Annotated in this window: 16 protein-coding genes and 1 pseudogene; 10 read left to right on the forward strand and 7 right to left on the reverse strand. The window is 75.6% G+C overall.

The features are described 5' to 3' along the window. Positions 1 to 31: 31 nt before the first annotated feature. A complete protein-coding gene (gene lnt / locus IF88_RS0108605; protein ID WP_030708921.1) occupies positions 32 to 1,678 on the reverse strand; it encodes an apolipoprotein N-acyltransferase in 1,647 nt (548 codons plus the stop codon). Between the two features lie 275 nt (positions 1,679 to 1,953). Here lnt and IF88_RS0108610 point away from each other — a divergent pair, with 275 nt between their 5' ends. Both IF88_RS0108610 and IF88_RS45285 read left to right on the forward strand, forming a co-directional pair. After that, positions 1,954 to 4,059, forward strand: coding sequence for a PIG-L family deacetylase (locus IF88_RS0108610; protein ID WP_078892788.1), 2,106 nt, complete (start codon positions 1,954 to 1,956; stop codon positions 4,057 to 4,059). A gap of 148 nt (positions 4,060 to 4,207) precedes the next feature. Continuing rightward, positions 4,208 to 4,696, forward strand: coding sequence for a hypothetical protein (locus IF88_RS45285; RefSeq protein WP_158754323.1), 489 nt, complete (start codon positions 4,208 to 4,210; stop codon positions 4,694 to 4,696). 7 nt (positions 4,697 to 4,703) lie between these two features. Here the strand turns inward: IF88_RS45285 and IF88_RS0108620 are convergent, their stop codons facing one another. Beyond that, positions 4,704 to 6,092 carry a hypothetical protein gene (locus tag IF88_RS0108620; RefSeq protein ID WP_051836609.1) on the reverse strand — a complete coding sequence of 463 codons (1,389 nt, stop codon included), beginning with the start codon at positions 6,090 to 6,092 and terminating at the stop codon, positions 4,704 to 4,706. 251 nt (positions 6,093 to 6,343) lie between these two features. Between IF88_RS0108620 and IF88_RS0108625 the strand changes: the two genes are divergently transcribed. Then, positions 6,344 to 7,882, forward strand: coding sequence for a DUF6056 family protein (locus tag IF88_RS0108625; RefSeq protein ID WP_030708925.1), 1,539 nt, complete (start codon positions 6,344 to 6,346; stop codon positions 7,880 to 7,882). A 47-nt stretch (positions 7,883 to 7,929) separates the two neighbouring features. Here the strand turns inward: IF88_RS0108625 and IF88_RS0108630 are convergent, their stop codons facing one another. Together IF88_RS0108630 and IF88_RS0108635 are read right to left on the reverse strand one after the other, a co-directional pair. Next, entirely contained in the window at positions 7,930 to 8,445 is a 516-nt protein-coding gene (locus tag IF88_RS0108630) for a hypothetical protein (protein ID WP_030708926.1), read from the reverse strand. A gap of 76 nt (positions 8,446 to 8,521) precedes the next feature. Beyond that, positions 8,522 to 9,562, reverse strand: coding sequence for an FAD-dependent oxidoreductase (locus IF88_RS0108635; protein WP_030708928.1), 1,041 nt, complete (start codon positions 9,560 to 9,562; stop codon positions 8,522 to 8,524). Positions 9,563 to 9,724: 162 nt separating this feature from the next. Here IF88_RS0108635 and IF88_RS0108645 point away from each other — a divergent pair, with 162 nt between their 5' ends. Then, complete coding sequence (locus tag IF88_RS0108645) at positions 9,725 to 10,315, forward strand: TetR/AcrR family transcriptional regulator (RefSeq protein ID WP_030708930.1); 591 nt, start codon at positions 9,725 to 9,727, stop codon at positions 10,313 to 10,315. Further along, positions 10,312 to 11,254 (forward strand): annotated as a pseudogene (locus IF88_RS40150) (ADP-ribosylglycohydrolase family protein). The gene IF88_RS0108645 and the pseudogene IF88_RS40150 overlap by 4 nt, the downstream one beginning before the upstream one ends. On the opposite strand, the gene abc-f reads toward IF88_RS40150, so the two are convergent. Both abc-f and IF88_RS0108660 read right to left on the reverse strand, forming a co-directional pair. Beyond that, complete coding sequence (gene abc-f / locus IF88_RS0108655) at positions 11,206 to 12,834, reverse strand: ribosomal protection-like ABC-F family protein (RefSeq protein WP_030708932.1); 1,629 nt, start codon at positions 12,832 to 12,834, stop codon at positions 11,206 to 11,208. The pseudogene IF88_RS40150 and the gene abc-f overlap by 49 nt on opposite strands. Positions 12,835 to 12,955: 121 nt before the next feature. Next, the gene (locus IF88_RS0108660; RefSeq protein ID WP_030708934.1) at positions 12,956 to 13,747 is read right to left on the reverse strand and encodes a glutamate racemase; all 792 of its coding nucleotides are present in this window, start codon (positions 13,745 to 13,747) and stop codon (positions 12,956 to 12,958) included. An 885-nt stretch (positions 13,748 to 14,632) separates the two neighbouring features. Here IF88_RS0108660 and IF88_RS0108665 point away from each other — a divergent pair. From IF88_RS0108665 to IF88_RS0108685, 5 genes are all read left to right on the forward strand, one after another. After that, positions 14,633 to 15,811, forward strand: a complete 1,179-nt coding sequence (locus IF88_RS0108665) for a glycosyltransferase (RefSeq protein ID WP_030708936.1) — start codon at positions 14,633 to 14,635, stop codon at positions 15,809 to 15,811. 246 nt (positions 15,812 to 16,057) lie between these two features. Further along, a complete protein-coding gene (locus IF88_RS0108670; RefSeq protein WP_030708938.1) occupies positions 16,058 to 16,561 on the forward strand; it encodes a DUF6643 family protein in 504 nt (167 codons plus the stop codon). 52 nt (positions 16,562 to 16,613) lie between these two features. Next, on the forward strand, positions 16,614 to 17,438 hold the full coding sequence (locus tag IF88_RS0108675) for an MOSC domain-containing protein (protein ID WP_030708939.1): 825 nt from the start codon (positions 16,614 to 16,616) through the stop codon (positions 17,436 to 17,438). A gap of 171 nt (positions 17,439 to 17,609) precedes the next feature. Further along, the gene (locus tag IF88_RS0108680) at positions 17,610 to 18,221 is read left to right on the forward strand and encodes a hypothetical protein (RefSeq protein WP_030708941.1); all 612 of its coding nucleotides are present in this window, start codon (positions 17,610 to 17,612) and stop codon (positions 18,219 to 18,221) included. A gap of 211 nt (positions 18,222 to 18,432) precedes the next feature. Further along, positions 18,433 to 20,895 carry a right-handed parallel beta-helix repeat-containing protein gene (locus IF88_RS0108685; protein WP_030708943.1) on the forward strand — a complete coding sequence of 821 codons (2,463 nt, stop codon included), beginning with the start codon at positions 18,433 to 18,435 and terminating at the stop codon, positions 20,893 to 20,895. Here the strand turns inward: IF88_RS0108685 and IF88_RS0108690 are convergent. After that, positions 20,837 to 23,227: a hypothetical protein gene (locus IF88_RS0108690; protein ID WP_030708946.1), complete on the reverse strand. Its 2,391-nt coding sequence runs from the start codon at positions 23,225 to 23,227 to the stop codon at positions 20,837 to 20,839. The genes IF88_RS0108685 and IF88_RS0108690 overlap by 59 nt on opposite strands. Between the last annotated feature and the right edge of the window lie 173 nt (positions 23,228 to 23,400).

A 23,400-nucleotide genomic window follows, 5' to 3' on the forward strand; every position in this document is an offset into this window, starting at 1 on the left:
ACCCTACGAGGCCGGGGCGCCGGCCCCGGTCTCACTCCGCCCGGCGCGCGCGGATCCGCCGGGTCAGGAGCAGGCCGAAGCCGCCGGCGGCGAGGAGGAGCAGCGCGTACTCGGGCAGCGGTCCGACGACGGTGGCCGGGGTACGGGTGGAGCGCAGCGGGATCTCGGCGACCAGGGCGTCCGCGGTGAACATCCTGGTCTGCGCCGTGATCCTGCCGTCGGGGCGGATGACCGCGCTGACCCCACTGGTGACGGGGACGAGGACGGTCCGGCTGTGCTCGACGGCGCGGATCCGGTCCATGGCCAGCTGCTGGTAGGTCATCTGGGTCCGGCCGAACGTGGCGTTGTTGCTCGGCACGGCGATCACCTGGGCACCGTCCCGGACGGTGGAGCGGACGGCGTCGTCGAAGGCGGCCTCGAAGCAGGTGACCATGCCCACACCGCTGCCGGCCATGTCGAAGACGCCGGGGTCCTTGCCGGGGCCGAAGTCCCGGCGCACCCGGTCCACGTCGGCGCTGAAGAGCCGGACGAAGGAGCGCATCGGGATGCGCTCGCCGAAGGGCTGGATCTTGCGCTTGTCGTAGGTCGCGGTGGGGCCCGCGCCCGGGTCCCAGAGGATCATCGTGTTGCGCAGCGGACCCGTCTCCGGGGACACGACGGCCCCGATCGCCACGGGCACGCCGATGGCCTTGACCGCCTCGTCGATGACGGCGCGGGCGTCGGGTTCGGCGTACGGGTCGAGGTCGGAGGAGTTCTCCGGCCAGACGACGAAGTCGGGCTTCGGGGCGCGGCCGGCCTTGACGTCCTCGGCGAGCTGGATGGTGCGCTTGGCGTGGTTGTCGAGGACGGCGCGGCGCTGGGAGTTGAAGTCGAGGCCGAGGCGCGGCACGTTGCCCTGGATGACGGCGGCCACCACGGTGCCGTCCTCGGCCGCGTCGGAGACGAGCGGGCGGGCGGCGAGTCCGGCGCCGATCGGCGCGGCGATGGTCAGCGCGGTCAGCGCGGCGGTGGTGCGGCCGGGGTGCCGGCGGGCGATGCGCACGGCTTCGTAGAGGCCGAATCCGCAGAGGGCGACGCCGAAGGAGAGCAACGGGGTGCCGCCGAGGGCGGCGAGCGGGGTGAAGACGCCGTCGGCCTGCCCGAAGGCGAGCTTGCCCCAGGGGAACCCGCCGAAGGGTGCCCGGGCGCGCAGGGCCTCGCCCGCGACCCAGACGGCGGCGGCGAACAGCGGCCAGGCCGGGAGCCGGCTGACGAGGGCGATGCCGAGGCCGGTGAGGCCGATCAAAAGGGCTTCGAGGCTGACCAGTGCCAGCCACGGCACCGGGCCGACCTCCTCCCCGGTCCAGACGAGGAGCGGCAGCAGGAAGCCGAGACCCGCGAGGAAACCGAGGCCGAATCCGGCCCTGGCGCGGCGGCCGTGGAGGCAGCTGGCGAGCAGGGCGATGCCGAAGGGGGCCAGCCACCACAGGGGGCGGGGCGGGAAGCTGAGGTAGAGCAGCACGCCGGAGAGGACGGCGAGCAGGGAGCGCACCAGCCGGGCTCCCTTTCGCCGCGCGGGGGCGGGGGCCGCGGCGGCGTCGCCGGGGGCCGTGGCGTGGGGCGGCGCGACCTCGGCCGGGGCTCCGTCGGCGGGCTGCGAGGGCTCGTTCCCGGCCGCGCGGGTGACACTGCTGCTCATCTGGCGGAGTGTACGTCCCCGCCCCTCGGACACCGGTAAGCGCCCGGGCTGGTCCGGGCCCGTCGCGCCCACCACCCAAGTAATGACAAATGGGATATTCAGCGCATACGCCGCATTCAACTCGACTTATTTCATATGCCGTTTGAGGGTGTGTCAGTCGCAAACGCGCGGGGCATAATCGGGGCCGGTCGTCTCCGGAAGCGGTGGAGCCATCGGGACACCGACTCACCCCCTCGGCGGAATTCCGCACCGGACCGATCCTCAAGGCGTCGTACATGTCCCTGGCCAGCCGCACCCGCCTCGCGGCCCTGCTCACCGCGCTCACCATCGGCGGCGCCGGGGTGACGACCTGGGCCTACGGATACGGGAACGCGCCGGAGTCGGCGGCTCCCGAGGCGGTCGTCCGCCCGAGTGTGACCGAAGGCACGGTCCTCCACGTCGTGGCGCACCCCGACGACGACCTCTTCTTCATGAACCCCGACCTGAGCCGCTCCATATCGACGGGCGTGAAGGTCGCCACGGTGTACCTGACCTCGGGCGAGTCCGACGGCAGGAACGAGGCCCACAGCCCGCACCTGGAGGACCCGGCACGCCCCGCCGACCACGCCGCCTACGCGGAGGCCCGGCAGAACGGCATCCGGGCCGCCTACGCGCAGATGGCCACCGGCAACCGCACCAGCGCCTGGCAGCGCACCTCCATACCCACCGCCGGCGGCGGGAGCGCCGAGGTGGACGTCCTCGTCGCCCGGCCCGAGGTCAACCTCATATGGATGCAGCTCCGTGAGGCCCGCAGCATCTCCGGCGACAACCCGGACAGCCTGCGCGGCCTGTGGGACGGCAAGGTGGCCGCCCTGGGCTCCCAGCTGACCTCCGCGACGCCGGTCAAGAGCGGGTTCTCGTACACGAAGGACCAGGCCGTCGAGGCCATAGCGGACGTCTTCGCGAGGTTCCGGCCGACCACGATACGGACGCAGGACCCCACGCCCGGCCGGGCCCAGAGCGGCGGGGCCTTCCTCGACCACCAGGACCACATGTACGGCGCCCGCTTCGTGCAGGCCGCGGCCGAACGCTACGCGCGCTCCACGGACCGGCCGCACTTCTCGGTGCAGAACTACGTGAGCTACCCCAACAGCTCCCTGCCCCCGACGCTGGACCCGCAGGCGGCCGAGGAGAAGCTCGGCTACCTCAAGACCTACGCCTGGACGGACCACCAGGACTGGTGCGGCAGCGCCGCCGGCTGCGGCGACCGCAAGACCGCGACCCGCCCCACGGGCGCCGGCTGGAACCAGACCATCCGCTACAGCCGGGGCGACGGCACCTCCTGGATGACCGAGGGCGCGTCCGGCCGGCTGTGGGCCTTCGCCGTCCTCGACGGCCGGATGGCGTACTGGTCGCGCAGCGGCCCCAAGGCCCCCTGGCAGGGCCCCGAGTTCCTCCCCGGCGCCGGGATCGACGCCGGCGCGACCTCCGTCCGGCTCCCCGACGGCAGGATCGCGGTCTTCGGCATCCGCACCACCCTGGGCACCGCACCCCAGGAGTACGGACGCGACCTCGTGTACGCCGTCCAGAGCGCGCCCGGCGGCGCCTTCGGCCCGTGGCAGTCGCTCGGCACCCCGGACACGGACGACATCTCCGGCACCTCGGCGATCAGCGCACCGGCCGTGGCCGTGGACCGCGCGGGCCGGATGACCCTCTACGTACGCGACTCCCGGCGCACCCTGCGCACCCGCGCGCAGGACGCCCCGGACGGCGCCTTCGGCGCGTGGCGGTCCCTCGGCGGCGCCGCGCTGCAGGGCGACCCGGTCACCGCGACGGACGCGGCGGGACGGCGCCACGTGTACGCGGCCACGGCCCAGTCCGTCCTGGCCTGGGTCCAGCCGGCGCCGGACGCCCCGTTCGGCGGCCCCCTCCCGACCGGCCTGCCGGCGACCACCGGTCCGCTCTCGGCGAACCCGCAGGGCGACGGCGTCCGCCTCTGGTTCCGCCGCCCGGGCACCGGCACCGTCGGTACGAGCCTGGCCACCGCGGGCGGTTCCGCGCCGGTGTTCTCCCCGGTCACCGAGGCGGGCGGCGAGGGCGGCTACGGCGCCGTCGGCGTGACGGGCGGGCTGCTCGCCGGCCGCGCCGGCACGGGCACGATCGGCGTGTCGGGCCCGGGCGACGCGCCGTCCTGGTACGAGTCCCAGATGCTCTACACGGGCGCACCGGCGGCCGTGGCCGAGCCGGACGGCACGGCCCTCGCCGCGGCCCTCGGCCTGGACGCCGGTCTCCACGTGACGGCGGCTCCCCCGGCCGGATCCGAGCCCCCCGGCAGCCGCCCGCCCTCCTCCCCCTGGCACCGCGCGGTCCAGCCCTCGACGGTGGTCCAGGCCGGGCGCTAAGCCGTCGCTGCCCCGTCGCCGTGCGGCTCCGGGTGGCAGCGCCGGCCGGTGCGGGCGACGATGGCGGGCACCACGTCGGGACGCGGCCGGGGCCGGCTCCCGACGGGCTGACCGGCTGACCGGCCCACCGCCGGTGATCGGAGCTCCCATGACCGCTTGCTCCACCGCGCGCGGGAGCGCGGGACCGGGAAGGGTCCGCGCCGTGGTCTGCGCCGCCGTGCTGGTGGCCCTCGCCACCGGGTGCCGGAACGACGCGGCGCCGGCCTGGGGGTACCCCGAGCTCGGCGCGACCCTCGGCTCGCTGTCCCGGGCCCTCGACGAAAGCTGCGCCGGGAAGGCCCCCGCGAGCTGCTCCGACGGCCTCGACCGGCTCGACGCCCCGGCGCAGCGCGCCTTCGCCGAAGTCCTCGACCACCGGCTCCTCGACGACGCGTACCTCGCGGCCAGGACCGAGGTGGACCGGGCGAGGCGGCTCCGGCTCGCGGCCGCGGCGCAGGCCCGCTCCCTGCGTGATCCGCACCACCCGCCGCTCGGCCGGGCGGTGGCGGCCGAACAGCTCGCCTACCGGCACCTGCTGGCCGCACTGGAGCGGCTCCGCACCGCACCGCCGCCGGGCGACGGCACGGACCCGGTCTGAGCCTGCCTCAAGACCGCAGGGGCGGGGTGGGGAGCGCCGTGCCGTCGAGCGCCACCAGGGCCAGGAGGGCGATCGAGCCCGTCCACGCGAGGGGAGCGACCGAGGCGGGCCTGCCCTCCTTGTCCACCTTCTCCGGCAGTTCACCGAGCGCGTTCCGCTTGGCCAGCACCCAGTCGAGCACCGGTCCGGCCTTCGCCGGCCTCCCCGTGGCGGCCCAGGCGAGCGCGAAGAGCGCCGTACTGGGCGTCCAGGCGTTCCCGCCCCAGGGCGCCGTGGCGTCGTTTCCGGGGGTCAGGCCCCCGTTGGGCAGGAGCAGCGCCCGGTACGTGGCGTCCAGTGCCCCGGGCAGGCCGGCGGGGGCCGTGTTGAACGGGGGCGCCATGAACGTCACCGCGCTGTCGCGTCCGTGCTGCCCGTCGACGGTGCGCTGGTACCCCAGCGGAGCGAACCGCGCGGAGATCCCGGCCGACAGCCGCCGCGCGGCCCGGGCCCAGCGCGCCGCGTCGTCCGGCCGGTTCGCCTCCCGGGCGAGGTCGGCGGAGGCGTTGAGGCCGGCGAGCAGCGGGGCGGCCGTACCGATGTTCGTGGTGGCCGTCATCAGCTCCCAGTAGTCGGGGGAGGCCGGCGGCAGTCCGTCCGCCCGCAGGGAGGCCGCCGCGCGGTCGGCCGCCCTGCGGATCATCGGGTAGAGGGCGGCCAGCCGGAGGCGGCGGGTGTCCGAGGCGGCCGTCTGGTACCACTGCCAGGTGGCCCACGGGACCCAGCCGTTGGCGTCGAGCTGCCACCACCTGCCGTCGGGCGGGCCGGAGGCGTCGAGCTTCGTCCGCGCCTCCCAGGTGCCGTCCGCGCGCTGGGTCGCGGCGCTGTAGCGCAGGATCCGGTAGGCCTCCGCGTCATGGCCGGTGTGCGCGAACGCGGCGGAGGCGAAGCTGGAGTCGCGCGGCCAGGAGTACTGCCAGCCGGTGCTCCACCCCGCGGCCACGGCGCCGTTGGGCCGCAGCAGGGCGCGCATGGCGAGGAGGGCCCGCTCGGCCGCCGCGCGCTGGGCCGGCGACCTGCCCGGGACCCGGCCGGAGGCCAGCCAGGCGCGGCTCTGCGCGATCTGCCGCACGGCCGGCGGATGGCCGTCGGCGACCACGAGCGACGCCTTCCGGCCGGCGGGCAGGTACTTCCACCGGCCCGACGCCAGCCGCAGGACGTTGCTCCCCTCGACGTACCGCGCGCCCTCGGCGACGGCCGGCGGAACCCCTTCGGCGGCGGTCGTGTTGGAGAGCAGGCCGACGGTGGGCGCGACGAGGGCCGACAGGGGCGCGTGACTGCCCACGGGACACAGGGGGACGGCGAAGCTCGCGAAGGCCGCCGTGGCGACCGCCCAGCAGCCGAGGACACCGGGCATCGCCACTCCCTCCGCCGGCCCCGGGTCCGTGCGGACCCGGCTTCCCCATCCTGGGAGAACCGGGCGGCGGCTGCCACGGAACGACCGCCGCCCGGGTGACCGGGGCGGGCCGAGTCGTTCCGGGGGCCTCGCTGCTCCGCACTCGCCCGTCCGGGCGCACCCGGGATGCAGGGGCCGGCGGGCCGTGCACACGATGGGTGTTCCCGGGCCCCCGCCGCGACGTGCGGGTCCCCGCCGCGAAGAGGTGGTGAATGAGCACGGCTGCGATAGAGGACGAGGACGTCCGTGCCCCTGGTCCCGCGGAGGGCGGGGGAACGGACCGCCGCCCCGTCCTGCGCCGGCTCCTCCGGGTGGCCGGGGCGACGCTCGTCGCGGCGGCCGGGGCCCTGGTAGCCGTCGGCTGCTTCCTCGGTCTCTACGTGCGGCCCACGTCCGACGACTGGTGTGCCGCGTGGAAGACCCGCGACCTGGGGGTCCTCGGCATCACGTCCGACTTCTACCGGACCCAGAACGGCAGGATCGCCAACGCCTTCCTGAGCGGCGTCGTCTACGGCGACGGACCGGCCGGGACCAAGATCCTGCCGACGGTCATCGTCCTCTGCTTCACCCTCGGGCTGGTCCTGCTGGGGCGTGAGCTCGTCCGGTTGCTCGGCGGCAGGCCCCGGCTGCTGGTCCTGACCGCCTGCGCCCTGGTCGTCCAGGCGCTGATCTACTTCGCGGGCACCCACAGCTACCAGGTACTGCTGTGGGCACCGGCGACGATCTCGCACACTCTGCCGAGCGTCATCGGCGTGTGGGCGATCCTGCTGGCCCTGTGGACCGTCCGCCGCCCCCGGGGCCCCGCCCGCGTGGCCGGCTTCGTCTCGGCGTTCCTCCTCGCCTTCGTGCTCGGCACCCTGAGCGAGCCGTTCACGCTCGTCAGCGCTCTGCTCGCCGGCCTGGTCGGGCTGGTCTGCGTGCCCAGGTTCGGTCTGGCGCGGAACCGTCTCCCCTTGGCCTGGTGCCTGGTGTGGTGCTCCGGCCTCGCCCTCGGCATGGCCGTGCTGTACACCTCGCCGGGCGCCCGGTGGCGGCGGGCCCAGCGGCTGAACCAGGAGTCCATGCTGTCCGCGGGCGAACTCCGGGGCGCCTTCGCGGACTGGCTGCGCGTGTGGGACGTCATCACGGGCCAGTGGGCGTACCTCGGAGCCGCGGCCGTCGGCGTGCTGTTGGGCCTGGCGTGCTGGGTGCGCGGGCCGGCGGCCGGCAAGCGGGAGCCGCGGCGGACCGTCCCGCGCCGGACGCTGACCGCCGCGCTGCTGCTGCCGGTGCCCGTGGTGGTGCTGGGGTCGTTCGCGGTGGTCGTGGGGCTGCACAGCGGCTACGGCCCGAACGGGTGGACCTTCGCCCGCGCCTGGACGAACTTCATCGTGCCGATGGAACTCGCGCTGTGCGGCTACGGCGCACTGCTGGGCGCCCGGGGCGGCCGGTGGCTCGCCGGCCGCCGCTCCCCCGACGCGTCCCTCGCGACCGCCGCCGTGGCGGCGGGCTGCCTGGCGCTGGCCTCGGTGACCTCGCTCGTACCGAGCGTCCGGCACCTCACCACTACGACGGTCGCCCGCTCGGTGGCCTGGGACGCCCAGAACTCCCGCATCCTCTCCGAGACCGCGCAGGGCGCCACGGACGTGGGCTACCGGCCCCTGTACATCGGGGTCCTCTCCGAGCCCTTCTTCACGGAGGACTACGAGCGGGACTGGGTCGCCGCCTGCGTCTCACGCTGGTACGGCGTGGAACGCATCCACCGCGTCTGACCACCGGGTCACCGCGGGCGGGGCAGACAAGATTCCGGGAGAGACGGTCAGCGGGCGAGGGCGCGCAGGTGAGTGCGGATGACGCGGACGGCGTCTTCCGCGTCGTCGACGGTGACCGTGAAGAGCTTGCCGTCGCCGAGGCGCAGTTCCAGGCCCTCGCCCCGGCGGACGATCACCGCGGTGCCCTTCTCGGGGCGCCAGCGATAGCCCCAGCCGCCCCACTGCTGCGGGGTGATCCGCGGGAGGAACTCGGCGGACGTCACCTCGGTGAGCCGGATCGTGCGGCGCGGCAGCCCTATGTGGCCGCAGCGCACGCTCAGGGCCTCGGAGTCGATGGTGACGGCGACGTGCACGAAGGCGAGCGTGCCGTAGAGGATGAGCAGCCCGGCGGCGAGGCAGCCGGCCACCGCCATGAGGAGCGGGACGAAGCCGGAGGTCCAGGCGTTGTCGACGGCGAGCTCGATGCCGAGCGCCAGACAGGCCGCGCCGGCTGCTGCGAGCAGCCACTGCACACGGTTGGAGGCCCGGCCCGTCCAGAACGGGCCCGGGGGGTGAGCCGTCATGTGTAGCAGCGTACTCACGTTGCGCTGGTACGCCACTGCCCTCGCCCGGTCGGATGAGCGCGCCCGCCGCCGGCCCTCAGCCGGGGAGCAGGCCGAGGAGCGCGTCGCGCAGAGCGGGCCGGCGGGCGGTCATGAAACGGTGCAGGTTCCGGGAGCCGAACGCCACGCGCTGGGCGCTGCGACGGCGCTCGGTGTCGTACGCGCGCAGGGCGCCGGGCAGCCCGCCCGGCCCGCCGGCGGCGCCGGTGGCGGCCACGGCCCGGGTCAGCGCCTCGGCGTCGAGGAGGGCGGTGCAGGCGCCCTGGCCGAGGTTGGGTGTCATGGCGTGGGCGGCGTCGCCGACGAGGGCGACCCGGCCGTGGGCGACGAAGGTCGGGAGCGCGGGGTAGAGGTGGCGCATCTCGTACCGGATCCAGGTCGCCGGGTCGGTCTCGGCCAGGACGCGCGGGACGGGGTCGTGCCAGTCGGCGAAGGCGGCCCGTACCTCGCGGGCGGTGGTGGCCTCGGGGACGGTGGCGTACCAGTTGGTGCGGCCGGGCTCGACGGGGGTCATGCCGAAGAAGCGGCCGTCGCCCCAGGTCTCGCCGTACAGGCCGGTCTCGAAGCGGGCGATGCCGATCCAGGCGACCGTGCCGATCGGGCGCGGCCCGCTGCGGTGGCCGAAGTACGCCGTACGGACCACGCTGTTGATGCCGTCGGCGCCGACGACCAGGCAGTCCGGGTCGGCGGCGAGTGCGGCCGCGTCGGTGAGCCGGTGCCCGTACTCGATCCGTACGCCGCCGAGCCGGTCGAGCTCGGCGAGCAGCGCGTCGATCAAGTAGGGGCGGGAGATGAGCAGTTCCGGCCTGCCCGCCTTGCGTTCGATCCGTTCGAGCGGGAGGGCGGCCAGCACCGTGCCGTCGGGGCGCCGGATTCGGGCGTCGCGGTACGGGACCGCCCGCGCCCGCAGCGCGTCGCCGAGGCCGAGGCGGTCGAGGGCGGCCTGGGCGGTGGGGTGGATGCCGAAGGCGGTGCCGTAGCGGTCGGGTGCGGTCCGGCGCTCCAGGACGGTGACCGTCCAGCCCGCGCGGCGCAGCCCGATGGCGGTGGCGAGCCCGCCGACCCCCGCTCCGACCACGACGGCCGTGCCCACGCCGCGCCCCCGCACGCTCTCGGCTGCTGCCTCGGTCTCGGTCTTGGTCTCGCTGCCCATGGGGCGTCCCCCTCACCTGCCCGACCCGCGGTTACCACATCCGTGGTACTACATCTGTGGTACCACGGATGTAGTTAGGGTGACAAGGTGAATCAGGACCGGAGGGACCGGCTGCGGGACGCGGCCGTCGCCGTACTGGCGGAAGCGGGCGGGCGCGGGCTGACGCACCGGGCCGTCGACGCCGCCGCCGCCGTGCCCACCGGCACGGCCAAGAACTACTTCCCGACCCGGGACGCCCTGCTGCGGGCCGTCGCCGAACGCTGCGTCGAGCAGTACCGGGCAGTGGCCGCGTCCCTGGCCGGCGCGGGGCCGGGGCCCGCCGACGCGCAGCAGCTCGCGGCACTGCTGGCCGGGCTGCTGCGGGACGTCGCCGGCCCCGGCCGGCCGCGCGTCCTCGCGTACCTGGAGCTCCAGACCGAGGGGACGCGGCGGCCGTGGCTGGCCGCGCTGTTGGACCCGATCGCCGCGGCGGACTTCGCCGCGCACGCGCAGCTGCTGCGCGCGGCCGGGCTGCCGGCCGAGCCGGAGCGGGCCCGCACCCTCACCCTCGCGCTGCACGGCGCCATCCCCCACCTGCTGTCCGGCGCCCCCGCCACCCTGGCGGCGGCCGGCCTGGACGACCTCGACCGCTTCGCCCGCACCCTGCTGACCGCCGTCCGCCCCGAGGAGACACCGTGACCACCCGCCTCGACCGTGCCGTGGGCGCCGTCCTGGGCTCGGCGGCGGGCGACGCGCTCGGCGCGCCGTACGAGTTCGGCCCCGCCGGACAACTGACCGCGCGCGGGGAGGAGATGCGCGGGGGCGGCGGCTGGGATCCGGGCGAGGCGACCGACGACACGCAGATGGCCGTACTGGTCGGCGAGTCCCTGCTGGAGCGGGACGGACTCGAACTCTCCGACGTCTTCGCCCGGTTCCGGCGGTGGGCGGCCGGACAGCCCAAGGACATCGGCCTCCAGACCGAGGACGGGGACGAACGGCGAGCCGTGGGACCTCGCCGCCGCCCTGCACTTCCAGGTCAACACCCGGGCGGCGGGCAACGGTTCCCTGATGCGGGCCGCCACCTCGGCGGTGTATTTCGCCGCCGCCGGGCGGGACCGGACCATGGACGCCGCGCGGCGGATCGCCGCGCTGACGCACGGCGACCGGGCCGCCTGGGAGGGGACGGCGGTCCTGCACGAGCTCGTGCGCGTCGCCCTGGACGGAGCCGATCCGCTCGCCGCCCTCCCGGCGACGCTCGCCGCGGTGCACCCGGACCACCGCGAGCGGTACGGCCGCGTACTCGCCCAGGACTGGCATCCCGGCCTGGCCACCGAGTTCAACGGGGCGGTGTGGCCCTGTCTGGGCTCCGCGGTGTGGGCGCTGCGGACCACCTCCGGGTTCGCGGACGCCGTACGGGCCGCGGTGGACCTCGGCGGGGACACCGACACGGTGGCCGCCGTGACGGGGGCCCTGGCCGGGGCCCGGTACGGCGAGGGGGCGGTCCCGGAGTCATGGACGGCCGCGCTCCACGTGCCGCTGCCCGGGTTCGGGGAGCGGGTCCTGGACGCGGACGACCTGCGGGCGCTGGCTCAGCGGCTCGCGGCGGCCGGCCGGGTGGCGGCCGCCGGGTCCCGCTGAAGCTCCAGGCGGTGGCCCCGGAAGGCCGCGCGCAGCCGCCTGTCGTGCGTGACCAGCACCAGGGTGCCGCCGAAGTGGGCCAGGGCCGCCTCCAGTTCCTCCACCACGGCCGGGGCCAGGTGGTTCGTCGGCTCGTCCAGGAGCAGCAGGTCGAGCGGGCGGGCCACCAGCCGGGCCAGCTCCAGCTTGCGGCGCTGGCCGGCCGAGAGGGTGCGTACCGGCCGGACGAGGTCGTCCGGGGCGAGCAGGCCGTGCCGGGCCGCCTGCTCCGCGCACTCCTCGCCGAACATCTCCACGGCTGAACGGGGTTCGCGGGCCCACCGGTCGTCCTGCCGGAGCAGCCCCACGCGCGGGGGTGTCCGTACGAGGCCTTGCGCGGGCTCCAGTTCACCGGCCAGCAGGTGCAACAGGGTCGACTTGCCGGTGCCGTTGGGGCCGGTGATCAGGAGCCGCTCCCCCGACGCGAGCGTGAGCGAGAGGGGCGCGAGCCGTTCCGGCACGGCCGCACCCGCCAACTCCACCACCCCTGCGGCGCCTTCGGTGAAGCGGCCGGTGAAGACGAGCGGCCGTGGGGGCGGCGGAACGGGGTTCTCGGTCAGCCGGTGCAGCCGTTCGCGGGCCGTACGGATGCGGGCGGCGGCGCCGTGGGTCCGGGAGCGGGCCCGGAAGGCGCCGGCGCCGCTGAACCCGCGGGGCAGCTTGCGCGGGATGGCGGCGAACCGCCCGATGTTGGTGTCGGCCAGCCGCTCGGCACTGCGCACCTCCTCGCGCCACTCCTCGTACTCCCGTTCCCAGCGGGCCCGTTCGGCGGCACGGGCGGTCAGGAACCCGGCGTAGCCGTTGCCGTAGCGGCGGACCGTACGGCGACCCTCGTCCACCTCCAGGACGGCGGTCGTGACGCGGTCGAGGAAGAGCCTGTCGTGGGTGACGGCGACGACGGTTCCGCGGTGGGCGCGCAGGCGCTCCTCCAGCCAGCCGACCGCCTCGTCGTCGAGGTCGTTGGTCGGCTCGTCGAGCAGGAGCAGCTCCGGCTCGGCGGCGAGGGCCGCCGCGAGGGCGAGCCGCGAGCGCTGGCCGCCGGAGAGGGTGGCGAGCCGGCGGCCCGGGTCGAGCGCGCGGCGTTCGCCGAGGTGGCGCAGGGTGGTCGCGACGCGGCGTTCGGCATCGCGGCCGCCGCGGGCCTCGTAGGCGGTGAGGAGGTCCCCGTACGCGGCCAGCTCCTCGGGACCGGCCCGGTGCAGGCGGGACTCGGCGGCGCGGATCCGGCGTTCGAGATCGCGCAGGTCGGCGAGGGCGAGGTCGATGGCGTCGCCGACGCGGGCTGCCGGCGGGAGGTCCAGGGTCTGCGCGAGGTGCCCGACGCCGCCGGGGGCGGTGACGGTGACCTCGCCGTGGTCGGGGCGTTCCCGTCCCGCGAGGAGCCGGAGCAGGGTGGACTTGCCGGAGCCGTTGTCGCCGACGACACCGACCCGCTCGCCGGGCCGGACCGTACAGCTCACGCGGTCCAGGACGACGCGGGTGTCGTAGGTCTTGGTGACCTCGGACAGGACGATCCGGGTGGAGGCGAGTGGAGCACGCAAGGGCGATCCCTTCGGGGTGACGAGAACGAGAGGAGGAGACGAACCGTTTCGTCTCGCAACACGCTTAACCGTAACCGGCGTCCGCACCTCACGCAAGACGCTCCGTCTCGTTAGGCTCTCGTCAGCCGACGGGCGCGCTCTGGCCCGCGAGCAGCCGGCCCTCGGCGAACGTGAGCGCGGCGGCGGGGAGGGAACCCTCGCGCCCGCTGCGCAGCACGGTCAGTCCGCCCGTGCGGGGCAGCGCGGGCTCCGGCCCGGCGCCGAGGCGGCGCAGTGCCTGGACGGCGACGGGCTCGGCGGAACCGTGGAAGACGAGCTCGGCTCCCGCCGTCCGCGCGGCGAGGGCGGCCCGGATGGGGCCCTCGACCAGCTCGTAGTGCGTGCAGCCGAGCACCACGTCGGTGACGTCGGCCGGGGTCAGCGCGGCGGCCGCGGCCACGGCGGCCAACACGGCGGCGTCGTCGGCGGCCTCCACGGCGTCGGCCAGCCCGGGGCACGGCACCTCGGTGACCCGGACCCCGTTGGCGAAGTCACGGATCAGCCCGCGCTGGTAGGCGCTGCCGGTGGTGGCGGGGGTGGCCCAGATCGCGACGCGCCCGCCGGCGACCGCGGCGGGCTTGATCGCCGGCACGGTCCCGATGACCGGGATCGCGGGCTCCAGCTCCGCGCGCAGGGTGTCCAGGGCGTGCACGCTGGCGGTGTTGCAGGCCACGATCAGCGCGTCCGGGCGACGCTCGGCGGCGGCCCGCGCGACGGCGAGCGCGCGCCCGGTGAGGTCGGCGGGGGTCCGCGGCCCCCAGGGCATCCCGTCGGGGTCCGAGGACAGGACCAGGTCCGCGTCCGGCCGCAGCCGACGCACCGCCGCGGCCGCCGCGAGGAGGCCGATTCCGGAGTCCATGAGCGCGATCTTCACCGGGCCACCTTAGTCGACCCCCACCCCATCCGAGCCCGCCACCGCCCACACCCACCCCCCGACGCCCCCACACGCAGGCCCACCCGCCCTCGCCGACCTCAGCGACGAACCCACCCCCCAACCACCCGGCTCCTGGAACCACCGGGACGGCAGCCGGGCCACCCCGAGGACGGCCGAGGCCACCGCCCGCGGCCACCCCGACCAGCCCGACCACGGGCCCCCCGCCCGGCCCGGCCCGGCCACCCCAGCCTCAGCGACGGCCGGGCCCGGACATCCGACCCCGGGATCACCCAGGACGGCAGCCCGGCCAGGCGAACCCAGCCGGCCGATGGCCGCAGCCGCCCGACCAACCGGTCACCAGGACCATCCGGCCCGGCCCTTCCGACCCCCGCACCCGGCCGTCGGCTCCAGGAACCACCCCGGGGCGGCAGCCCAGCCAGGCGAATCCCCCCGGCTGACGGCCGGCGCCGCCCGACAAGCCGGTCACGGGGACCATCCGGCCCGGCCGTTCCGGCCCCAGCACCCGGCCGCCGCACCCGCGGCTCCAGGCCCCCCTGCGCGTCAGCCCAGCCTCGCCACCCGCCGGCCGGGGCTGCGCCGACCAGCCCGGCCATGGGTACCACCCGGCCCGGCCGTTCCGGCCTCAGAAACCGGACCGGACCCGGACATTCGGCTGCGGAAGCCACCCCTGACGGGAGGCCAGCCACCCGACGCCCCGATCGCGGGCACTCGGGCCTCAGCAACGGCCCGGACCGCCCCTGGCGGAAGCCAAGGCTCCCCGCTATCCCGCCGACCAGCAGGGGCACGAGGGCCGCCCGTCCGGTAGGCCGCGCCGCGCGGGCCGATGCGCGCGACACGTCCGCCCGGGCCCGGCACACTGCCGCCATGGGCCTCTTCACCGCCGCCTGCGCGGCCTACGCCTCCCTCGCCGCCTGGCTGTGGCTCACCCTCGCCCAGGGCATGTTCTGGCGGACCGACGTCCGCCTCCCCCCGCGCACCGCCCCCACCCACTGGCCGTCCGTCGCGATCGTCGTCCCCGCCCGGGACGAGGCCGAGGTGCTGCCCCGCAGCCTGCCCTCGCTCCTCGCCCAGGACTATCCCGGCGAGGCCGAGGTGATCCTCGTCGACGACGGCAGTACCGACGGCACCGGCGCCCTCGCGCTCCGGCTCGCCGCAGGGCAGCCCGGGCTCCCGCTCACCGTCTCCTCCCCCGGCGACCCCGCCCCCGGCTGGACCGGCAAGCTCTGGGCACTGCGCCACGGCATCGCGCTCGCCCGCACCGCGCACGCCACCGAGCCCGACTTCCTGCTCCTCACCGACGCCGACATCGCGCACGAGCCCGACAGCCTGCGCGAACTCGTCGCCGCCGCGACCTCCGCCGACCTCGACCTCGTCTCCCAGATGGCCCGCCTGCGCGTCGCCGGCTTCTGGGAACGGCTCGTCGTACCGGCCTTCGTGTACTTCTTCGCCCAGCTCTACCCCTTCCGCCGGATCAACCGGCCCTCCGCCCGGACCGCGGCGGCCGCCGGCGGCTGCGTCCTGCTGCGCACCGAGGCGGCCGTGCGCGCCGGGGTCCCCGACCGCATCCGCCAGGCCGTCATCGACGACGTCTCGCTCGCCCGCGCGGTCCAGCGCTCCGGCGGCCGGATCTGGCTCGGGCTGGCGGAGCGGGTGGACAGCGTGCGCCCGTACCCGGCGCTCGCCGACCTGTGGCGGATGGTCTCCCGCAGCGCCTACGCCCAACTGCGCCACCAGCCCCTCCTGCTGGCCGGGACGGTCGCCGGGCTGGTGCTGGTCTACCTCGCGCCCCCGGCGGTCCTCCTGACGGGGCTCGCGGCCGGACGGCCCGCGACCGCCTGGGCCGGGGGCCTCGCCTGGCTCCTGATGGCGGGCACGTACCTGCCGATGCTGCGCTACTACCGGCAGCCCGCCGTGCTCGCGCCGCTGCTTCCGTTCACGGCCCTGCTGTACCTCCTGATGACCGTCGACTCGGCCGTTCAGCACTACCGGGGCCGCGGCGCGTCCTGGAAGGGCCGTACCTATGCCCGTCCCAGCGACGCCTGAAACGACGAACTACTGTCCGACACGGCGTCATCCGAGGTCATCGCGTTGTGACGCTGCGTCAGCACAAAGTCGGTGCAACACCCAACCGGTGAGTACGAGTAGGAACAAGGTGGGGTGGAAGCGGCGAATCGTGCACCTGAACGTCAAGTGAAAGGTGAGGCCCTGACCTGCGAAGATGCAGGTCAGCGCGGTGTTGACGGCACCTCGCTATGGACCCCGTGAAGTCGTGGGCTTAACTTAGGTCCCATGACCTCCCCCCGCTCCACTTATGGCGGCGGTTACTACTCCGCGCCCTCCTTCCCGGACACCCCCATCTACGACTCCCTCGTCGCCGAACGCGGCACTCCGCAGATCGCCCCGATCCGCGTTCCGGCCGCCTACGAGTCCCCGAGTGCCGGCTATTCGAGCGGTGGGTACCTGCCGGCCCTTGCGTCGGCGCTGCCCGCGCTGCCGCCGGCTCCCCAGCAACAGAACGCTCCCGGGTACGGGTACCCGTACCAGCAGCAGGCTCCGCAGCCGATGCCGCTGCAGCACGCGCCCGCCCCGTACATCCCGCAGCAGCAGCCGGTTCCGGCGCGTACCGGATACGTGCCGCAGCCCCAGCCGCAGCAGCCCCGCCCGGCCGCCATGGCCACCGGGTACGAGGCCATGCGTCCGGCCGCGCCGCGGCCGATGCAGGTGCCCGCGCCGGTGCCGGCGGCCTCGTACGAGGACCCGTACGGCCGTCAGTACCAGGGGCGTGGTTACTGACCGGGCCACCGGGAGGCGCCGGGGCAGCGGAGGGGGCTGGCAGTATTCCCCCATGTCGAACTTGCACGTCCAGGCACTCCACGTCCATCCCGTCAAATCGGTAGCGGGGACCGCTCCCGACGAGGTGGCCGTGGAGCCCTGGGGTCTGTCCGGAGACCGGCGCTGGGCGCTGGTCGACACCGAGGGCACCGTCATCACCCAACGCCGCCATCCGCAACTGGCCTTGGCGGCGGCCCGCCCGGTGCCCGGCGGCCGGATCGCGGTGACCGCTCCGGGCATGACGGAGCTGGTCGTGGAGGCGCCCGAGCCGGGTCCGCTGGAGCCTGTCGTCCTGTTCGGGAAGAAGGTCGAGACCGTGGTCGCGGCGAGCGCCGCGGCCGACTGGTTCAGCGCGTACCTCGAAGAGCCGGTGCGTCTGGTGCATCTGGACGACCCGGCCGTACGCCGTCCCGTGGATCCGGACTACGCACTGCCCGGCGAGACGGTGAGCCTCGCAGACGGCTATCCGCTGCTGATCACCACCCTCGCCTCGCTGGACGCGCTCAACTCGCTGATCGCACAGGGAGACCATCCCGAGGAGGGCCCCCTGCCGATGAACCGTTTCCGCCCCAATGTGGTGGTATCGGGGTCCGAGGCATGGGCGGAGGACGGCTGGCGGCGCATCGCGATCGGCGACGCCGTCTTCCGCGGGGCGCGGGAATGCGGCCGGTGCGTCGTCACCACCACCGACCAGGAGACGGCGCAGCGGGGCAAGGAGCCGCTGAAGACCCTGGGGAAGCACCGGCGGATCGGCAGATCGCTGGCGTTCGGACGGCTCCTGGTGCCGGTGCGGCTGGGCACGGTGCGCGTCGGCGACGAGGTTCGCGTCCTGGAATGACGCACATGAGCGAAGAGGGTGAAGGACGCGCCGGCACTGACCAGCCGGCTCGGAATGACACCTTCGGGGGGCTCCGTGTCCGCGCTGGAACCAACAGGCACGGCCAGGCCGTTGGATCAGTCAGGAACACATGGGCAGAGGGAGACTGGCACAAGTTGGGGGAGCCGGACCGTGCGGACAGCAATGGGTGTGTGGCGTTGGCGGCGCAATCCGCTGCGCCGGCCGACCGATCTCTTCGAGGCATGGGTGGCGTTCGCCGCGCTGGTGTGTGTGCTGGTGGTGGCTCCGGCCATCGGATGGGTCGCGGGCGTACGGGTGGACGGCACCCTGCAGCAGGCCGCGCAGGAGCAGCGGCAGGAGCGGCATCTCGTGCCGGCGGTGGTGGTCCGGCCCGCGCCGGTGTCGGCGGCGGAGGTGCCCGCCGACCCGTCGGCGCAGCGGACCGCCCCGCGCCGTACACAGATCGTGGCCTCGTGGACCGCGCCGGACGGCAGCAGCCACGAGGGGACCGTGCCGGCCGCGGAGGAACCGCCGCGCGCCGGCGACCGGTTCCGGATATGGACCGACGCGCACGGCCGGCTGGTCGGGCAGCCGCTCGACCCGTCCGCGGCCGCCTTCCACGCGGGGATCGCCGGCCTGGCCGCCGCGATCGGGGTGGCCGCGCTGGGCGAGACGGTCCGCCGCCTGGTCGTACGACGGCTCGTGCATCGGCGGTACATACGGCTGGACCGGGCCTGGGCGGCCGCCGGACCGGACTGGGGTCGAGCGGGCGCGGGCAGTTGACCTGGCACCTCTTCGGCTCCGCGCGCGCTACGGTGGAGCCGCCGGATCGGTCGCACCGGCGGTTTCGGTGGCCCCGGCCGTTTGGACGGCTCTGAACCACACGGAACGGCCGCGGCGGATCCGGTGACTCCAGTGGTTCCGGTGGCGTCAGACTTCAGTGGCTTCGGTCGCATCGGCAGCGCGAGTACGAGGGTGGGGGCACGACAGCACCATGGTTCAGGGCACGGTCCAGGTGACGCACGGCGGGTCTTCGCGGTGGCGGCGCCGCTCCGGTGAGTATCCGACGCTGACCGCCGCGCTCGCCGCCGCGGGCGACGGGGACGTGCTGACCGTCGCCCCCGGCACCTACCGCGAGAACCTGGTGCTGCACCACGCCGTCACCCTGCGCGGGTCCGAGGGCGGGCTGGGGTCGGTGCGGATCGCCCCGCTCGACGGGGTCGCGCTGACCGTGCGCGCCTCGGCCGTGGTCCAGGACCTGTACCTGGAGGGCCAGGACCGGGCGGCGCCCGCGCTGCTGGTGGAGGACGGCTGCCCCGAGCTCACGGATCTGCGGGTCAGCACCCACTCGGCGGCCGGCATCGAGGTGCGCGGCCCCGGGGCACGGCCCCTGGTCCGGCGGTGCACGGTGGAGAACCCGGCCGGCGTCGGGATCGCCGTACTGGACGGCGGCGGCGGGGTGTTCGAGGAGTGCGAGGTCGTCGCCGCCGGGCAGACCGGCGTCTCGGTGCGCGGCGGGGGCCGGCCCCGGCTGGAGCGCTGCCGCATCCATCACGCGACGGGCGCCGGCATCGGGGTCACGGGCGAGGGTTCGGGCCTGGAGGCGCTGGGCTGCGAGGTGTACGAGGTCAAGGGCGCGGGGGTGCAGATCGCCGCCCGTGCCACGGCCCGGCTCACCGACTGCGCGGTGCACCGCACCTCGGCCGACGGGGTCACCCTCGACACCGACGCGGTCCTCACCCTGGCCGGCTGCGACATCCACGACATCCCGGAGAACGCCGTCGACCTGCGGTCCCGTTCGGTGCTCACCCTCAGCCGCACCACGGTCCGCCGTTTCGGCCGCAACGGTCTGTCCGTGTGGGACCCGGGCACCCGGGTGGACGCCGAGTCCTGCGAGATCCACGACAGCACGGGCGACTATCCGGCGGTGTGGATCAGCGACGGCGCCACCGTCGCCCTCGATTCCTGCCGGGTGCACGACGTGCCGGACGCGCTGTTCGTGCTGGACCGGGGCTCGCGCGTCGACGTCGTCGACAGCGACCTGTCCCAGGTCCGCAACACCGCCGTCTCGGTGAGCGACGGCGCCACGGCGCAGCTCGACGACTGCCGGATCCGCGAGGCGGCCACCGGCGCCTGGTTCCGCGACCACGGCAGCGGCGGCACCCTCGCCAACTGCACCATCGACGCCGTGCAGACCGGCGTGATCGTCACCAAGGGCGCCGACCCGACGCTGGAGCGGTGCACGGTCTCTTCCCCGGCCGAGGCCGGGTACTACGTGTCGGCGGGCGGCCGCGGCACCTTCACGGCCTGCCGGGTGACGGGCAGTTCCGGCTTCGGCTTCCACGTCATCGACGGCTGCCGCACCACGCTGACCCGCTGCCACACCGAGCGCTGCGCCCGCGGGGGCTACGAGTTCGCGGAGGACGGGCCGCTCGCCGAGGAGTGCACGAGCGACGAGTCCGGCCCGCGCCTGGCGGCCCAGTCGGCCTCGGGCGGCGGGTTCGCGGGGGCGCAGGCGGGGATCCGTACGGTCACGGCGGCGCAGAGCTCCGTACCGCGCCCGGCCCAGGCGTCCGCGCCCGTACCGCGCCCCGCGGACCGGCCGGAGGACGGCGCGGCGGGGGCCGCGCGGGGTTCCGGCGAGGTGCTGGGCCAGCTCGACGCACTGGTCGGCCTGGACAGCGTCAAGCGCGAGGTGCGCGCGCTCACCGACATGATCGAGGTGGGCCGGCGGCGGCAGCAGGCGGGCCTGAAGGCCGCCTCGGTGCGCCGGCACCTGGTCTTCACCGGCTCCCCCGGCACGGGCAAGACGACGGTCGCCCGGCTGTACGGGGAGATCCTCGCCTCCCTGGGGGTGCTGGAGCGCGGTCACCTGGTCGAGGTGTCCCGCGTGGACCTGGTCGGCGAGCACATCGGCTCCACGGCCATCCGAACGCAGGAGGCCTTCGAGCGGGCGCGCGGCGGGGTGCTGTTCATCGACGAGGCGTACGCGCTGGCCCCGGAGGACTCGGGCCGGGACTTCGGGCGCGAGGCGATCGACACGCTGGTGAAGCTGATGGAGGACCACCGGGACGCGGTGGTGGTGATCGTCGCCGGGTACACGGCGGAGATGGACCGCTTCCTGACCGTCAACCCCGGTGTGGCCTCGCGGTTCTCCCGAACCATCACCTTCGGCGACTACGGGCCCGGGGAACTGCTGCGGATCGTCGAGCAGCAGGCGGAGGAGCACGAGTACCGGCTCGGTGAGGGCACCTCCGAGGCCCTGCTGGCGTACTTCACGGAGCTGCCGAAGGGTCCGGCCTTCGGCAACGGCCGCACCGCGCGCCAGACCTTCGAGTCGATGGTGGAGCGGCACGCGGGCCGGGTGGCCCAGCTGTCCGAGCCCAGTACGGACGAGCTCACCCTGCTGTACCCGGCGGATCTCCCGACCCTGCCGGCCCTGCCTGCTCCTTGCTGACACGGCCCTGCTGGGCGGGTACTCCCCCGGCTGCCTCCGGGCGGGGGTCCCCGCCCCGCCCGGAGGCGTCCAACCGGGCGAGCAGGGCGGCGCGTTCGGCGGCGAAGGCCGGATCGGCCTGGTAGTCAGAGTGGCCCAGGATCGGCGCGGGCAGCGGGTGGCGGACGCTGCGTCCGTAGGCGATCGGGTCGGGGAGCGGGCCGCGGTCCACGTCCTGCCCCGCGCCGGGAAGCGCCGGGCCGCCGATGGGGTCGGTCGCCCGCCACAGGTTGCGCCAGCAGTCGACCTCGTCGTGCAGGGCGGCGAGCGGGCCGGGGCCGAAGTAGGCGGGGAACCAGCGGCCGTAGAGCCGGCCGAGCGGGGATCCGTACGTGAGCAGGGCGACCCGGCGGCGGGCGGGCGGCGGGAGTTGCCAGACGGCCGCCGCGGCGAGCACGCTGCCCTGGGAGTGGCCGGAGATCACCAGGCGGCCGCCGGTGCGGCCGGTCCAGCCGGCCATGCGCCAGGTCAGGTCGGGGACGGCGCGCTCGGCGTAGCAGGGCGGTGCGAAGGGGTGGGCGGCGCGCGGCCAGAAGGTGCCGACGTCCCACAGGATGCCGATGGTCCGGCGGGCGGAGGGGTCCCGGTAGGCGCGGCGGCCCCAGGTGACGAGGACGGCGATGCCGAGGCCGATGAGCCAGGACCCGGAGTCCTGGGCGGCGCGGGCGGCGCCTTCCAACAGCGGCTGGGTTCCACGGGCCGCCTCGCCCGGGACCTGTCCGCTGAGCCAGGCTCCGGCGAGGGCGCCCGCGCCGAGCACCAGGGTGATCCCGGAGACGGCCGCGACGAACCAGGGAGCGGAGTCGGTGAGCGCGGCCGCGGTCCGCGCCCCGGCGATCCGGCGGCTGCGGGCCCCGTCCGGCGCCTCCCCCGGGTATTCGGCGGCCACGGCCGCGGCGAGCCGGCCCCGGGCACGGGCTCCGCGCACCGCGAACCAGACGCCGAGCAGGGCCAGTACGAGGAGCATCGGCGGTAACACGGCGGCCTGCCACGACAGCAGCACGGGCGGCCCGGGCAGCGGGGCGCCGGCCATCCCGGGTGTGGCCCCGCCGTCCAGCCAGTCGGCGACGCGCTGGGCGACCCCGCCGGACATCACCCCGCCGAGCGCGCAGCCGAGCATGGCGACGGCGGGCCCGCCGAGACCGTGCAGGGCGGCCGCCGGATCGGGCGCCCGCCGGTGCAGGGACCGGGCGACGACGGCGAGGGCGAGCACGCAGCAGCCCTGCCCCAGCATGAGCACCCCGAAGGCGAAGTCCCCGGGGAGCCGCCCGGTGGAGGCCCAGCCGGGGCGCGACCAGCAGGCGTGCAGGAGGACGGCGGCGAGCAGCGCCAGGGCCGCGCCGGGCAGCAGCGTGACCGCGGCCCGGTCGAGCCGGTGGTCGGCCCGGACCTCGGAGCGGCCGCGCCGGCAGACGACCCAGGCCACGGTGACGGCCCCGGCGGCGAGCAGCGCCAGGATGACCCAGCCGAGCACTTCGAGTACGGGGGCGGCGGCCCGCCGGTCGTAGCGGGCCGTGGGGACGGCGACGGCCACCGCCACGGTGAGCAGCCCGGCGGCGGTGTGCGCGGCGCGCAGCCGGGCCACGATCCGGCGGCCGTACCAGAATCCCGGGCGGCCGAGCGCGGGCGCCGTCCCGGAGGCGGCGTCCGGGTCGGCGGAGCCGGCGGGCGGCGGCTGGGACTCGTAGGCGCTCCAGGTACGGTTCGACAGGAACCAGAGCAGCCCGGTCAGGGCGGCGGGGGCCAGCGCTCCGAGGGCGAGGCGGCGCCCCGGCTGGGCCCACCAGCCGCCTCCGGGCGCGAGGAAGCCGAGCCGGGAACGGGAGCCGGTGCAGGTGCCGGAGCCCGCGCACTGCCAGGCGAAGAGGTCGAGCGCCACCTCGCAGGCGGCCGCGATCAGCAGCACGGTCAGGCTGAGCGCGAGCATCCGTACGAGCACCCCGTACGTGCGCACGGCGCGCGGCGCGGGGTCGGCGGCGGCCGTGGCCGGCCGGGCCCAGTGGGCGAGGTTGGCCACCATGAACGGCAGGAGCAGCAGCCACAGGGCGCGGGCGCCGTTGCCGGAGGTGAGCCGGGACCAGCAGTAGGCCTCGGGGACGGGCCGTCCGGCGTACCGCTCGGGGTGCGCTTCGGCGTCGGCGTCCTCGGTGCGGCGGAAGACGGCGGCGGTGGAGTCGCCGGTGACGCGGACGGTGCGCGGGTCGCCGAGCAGCTCGCCGGGGGCGGCGCCGGCGACTCCGTGGACAAGGAGTTCGAGGGCGAGGGGAGGGTCGGGGGTGGGACGGTCGGGCACAGAGACCTCCGCTCGCGGGGCGGGATCGGCGCGGGTCCAGCATCCCGCGTGCCGCCTCCCGTGCCCAGTCCCCGCGCGGGGGAATCCCCACGTGGGGCGAATCCCCCGGGGCCGGAACGGGGCCGGGAACCGGGCGGGGAATCCAGCGGGGGATCCGGCTCGGCCGGGAATCC

This window comes from Streptomyces sp. NRRL F-2580, from assembly GCF_000720115.1.
Lineage (GTDB): Bacteria > Actinomycetota > Actinomycetes > Streptomycetales > Streptomycetaceae > Streptomyces.

Coding starts and splice junctions, on each gene's coding strand:
- lnt (WP_030708921.1), bottom strand. CDS start 1,678: ATGAGCAGCAGTGTCACCCGCGCGGCCGGGAACGAGCCCTCGCAGCCC.
- IF88_RS0108610 (WP_078892788.1), top strand. CDS start 1,954: ATGTCCCTGGCCAGCCGCACCCGCCTCGCGGCCCTGCTCACCGCGCTC.
- IF88_RS45285 (WP_158754323.1), top strand. CDS start 4,208: ATGACCGCTTGCTCCACCGCGCGCGGGAGCGCGGGACCGGGAAGGGTC.
- IF88_RS0108620 (WP_051836609.1), bottom strand. CDS start 6,092: ATGCCCGGTGTCCTCGGCTGCTGGGCGGTCGCCACGGCGGCCTTCGCG.
- IF88_RS0108625 (WP_030708925.1), top strand. CDS start 6,344: ATGAGCACGGCTGCGATAGAGGACGAGGACGTCCGTGCCCCTGGTCCC.
- IF88_RS0108630 (WP_030708926.1), bottom strand. CDS start 8,445: ATGACGGCTCACCCCCCGGGCCCGTTCTGGACGGGCCGGGCCTCCAAC.
- IF88_RS0108665 (WP_030708936.1), top strand. CDS start 14,633: ATGGGCCTCTTCACCGCCGCCTGCGCGGCCTACGCCTCCCTCGCCGCC.
- IF88_RS0108670 (WP_030708938.1), top strand. CDS start 16,058: ATGACCTCCCCCCGCTCCACTTATGGCGGCGGTTACTACTCCGCGCCC.
- IF88_RS0108675 (WP_030708939.1), top strand. CDS start 16,614: ATGTCGAACTTGCACGTCCAGGCACTCCACGTCCATCCCGTCAAATCG.
- IF88_RS0108685 (WP_030708943.1), top strand. CDS start 18,433: ATGGTTCAGGGCACGGTCCAGGTGACGCACGGCGGGTCTTCGCGGTGG.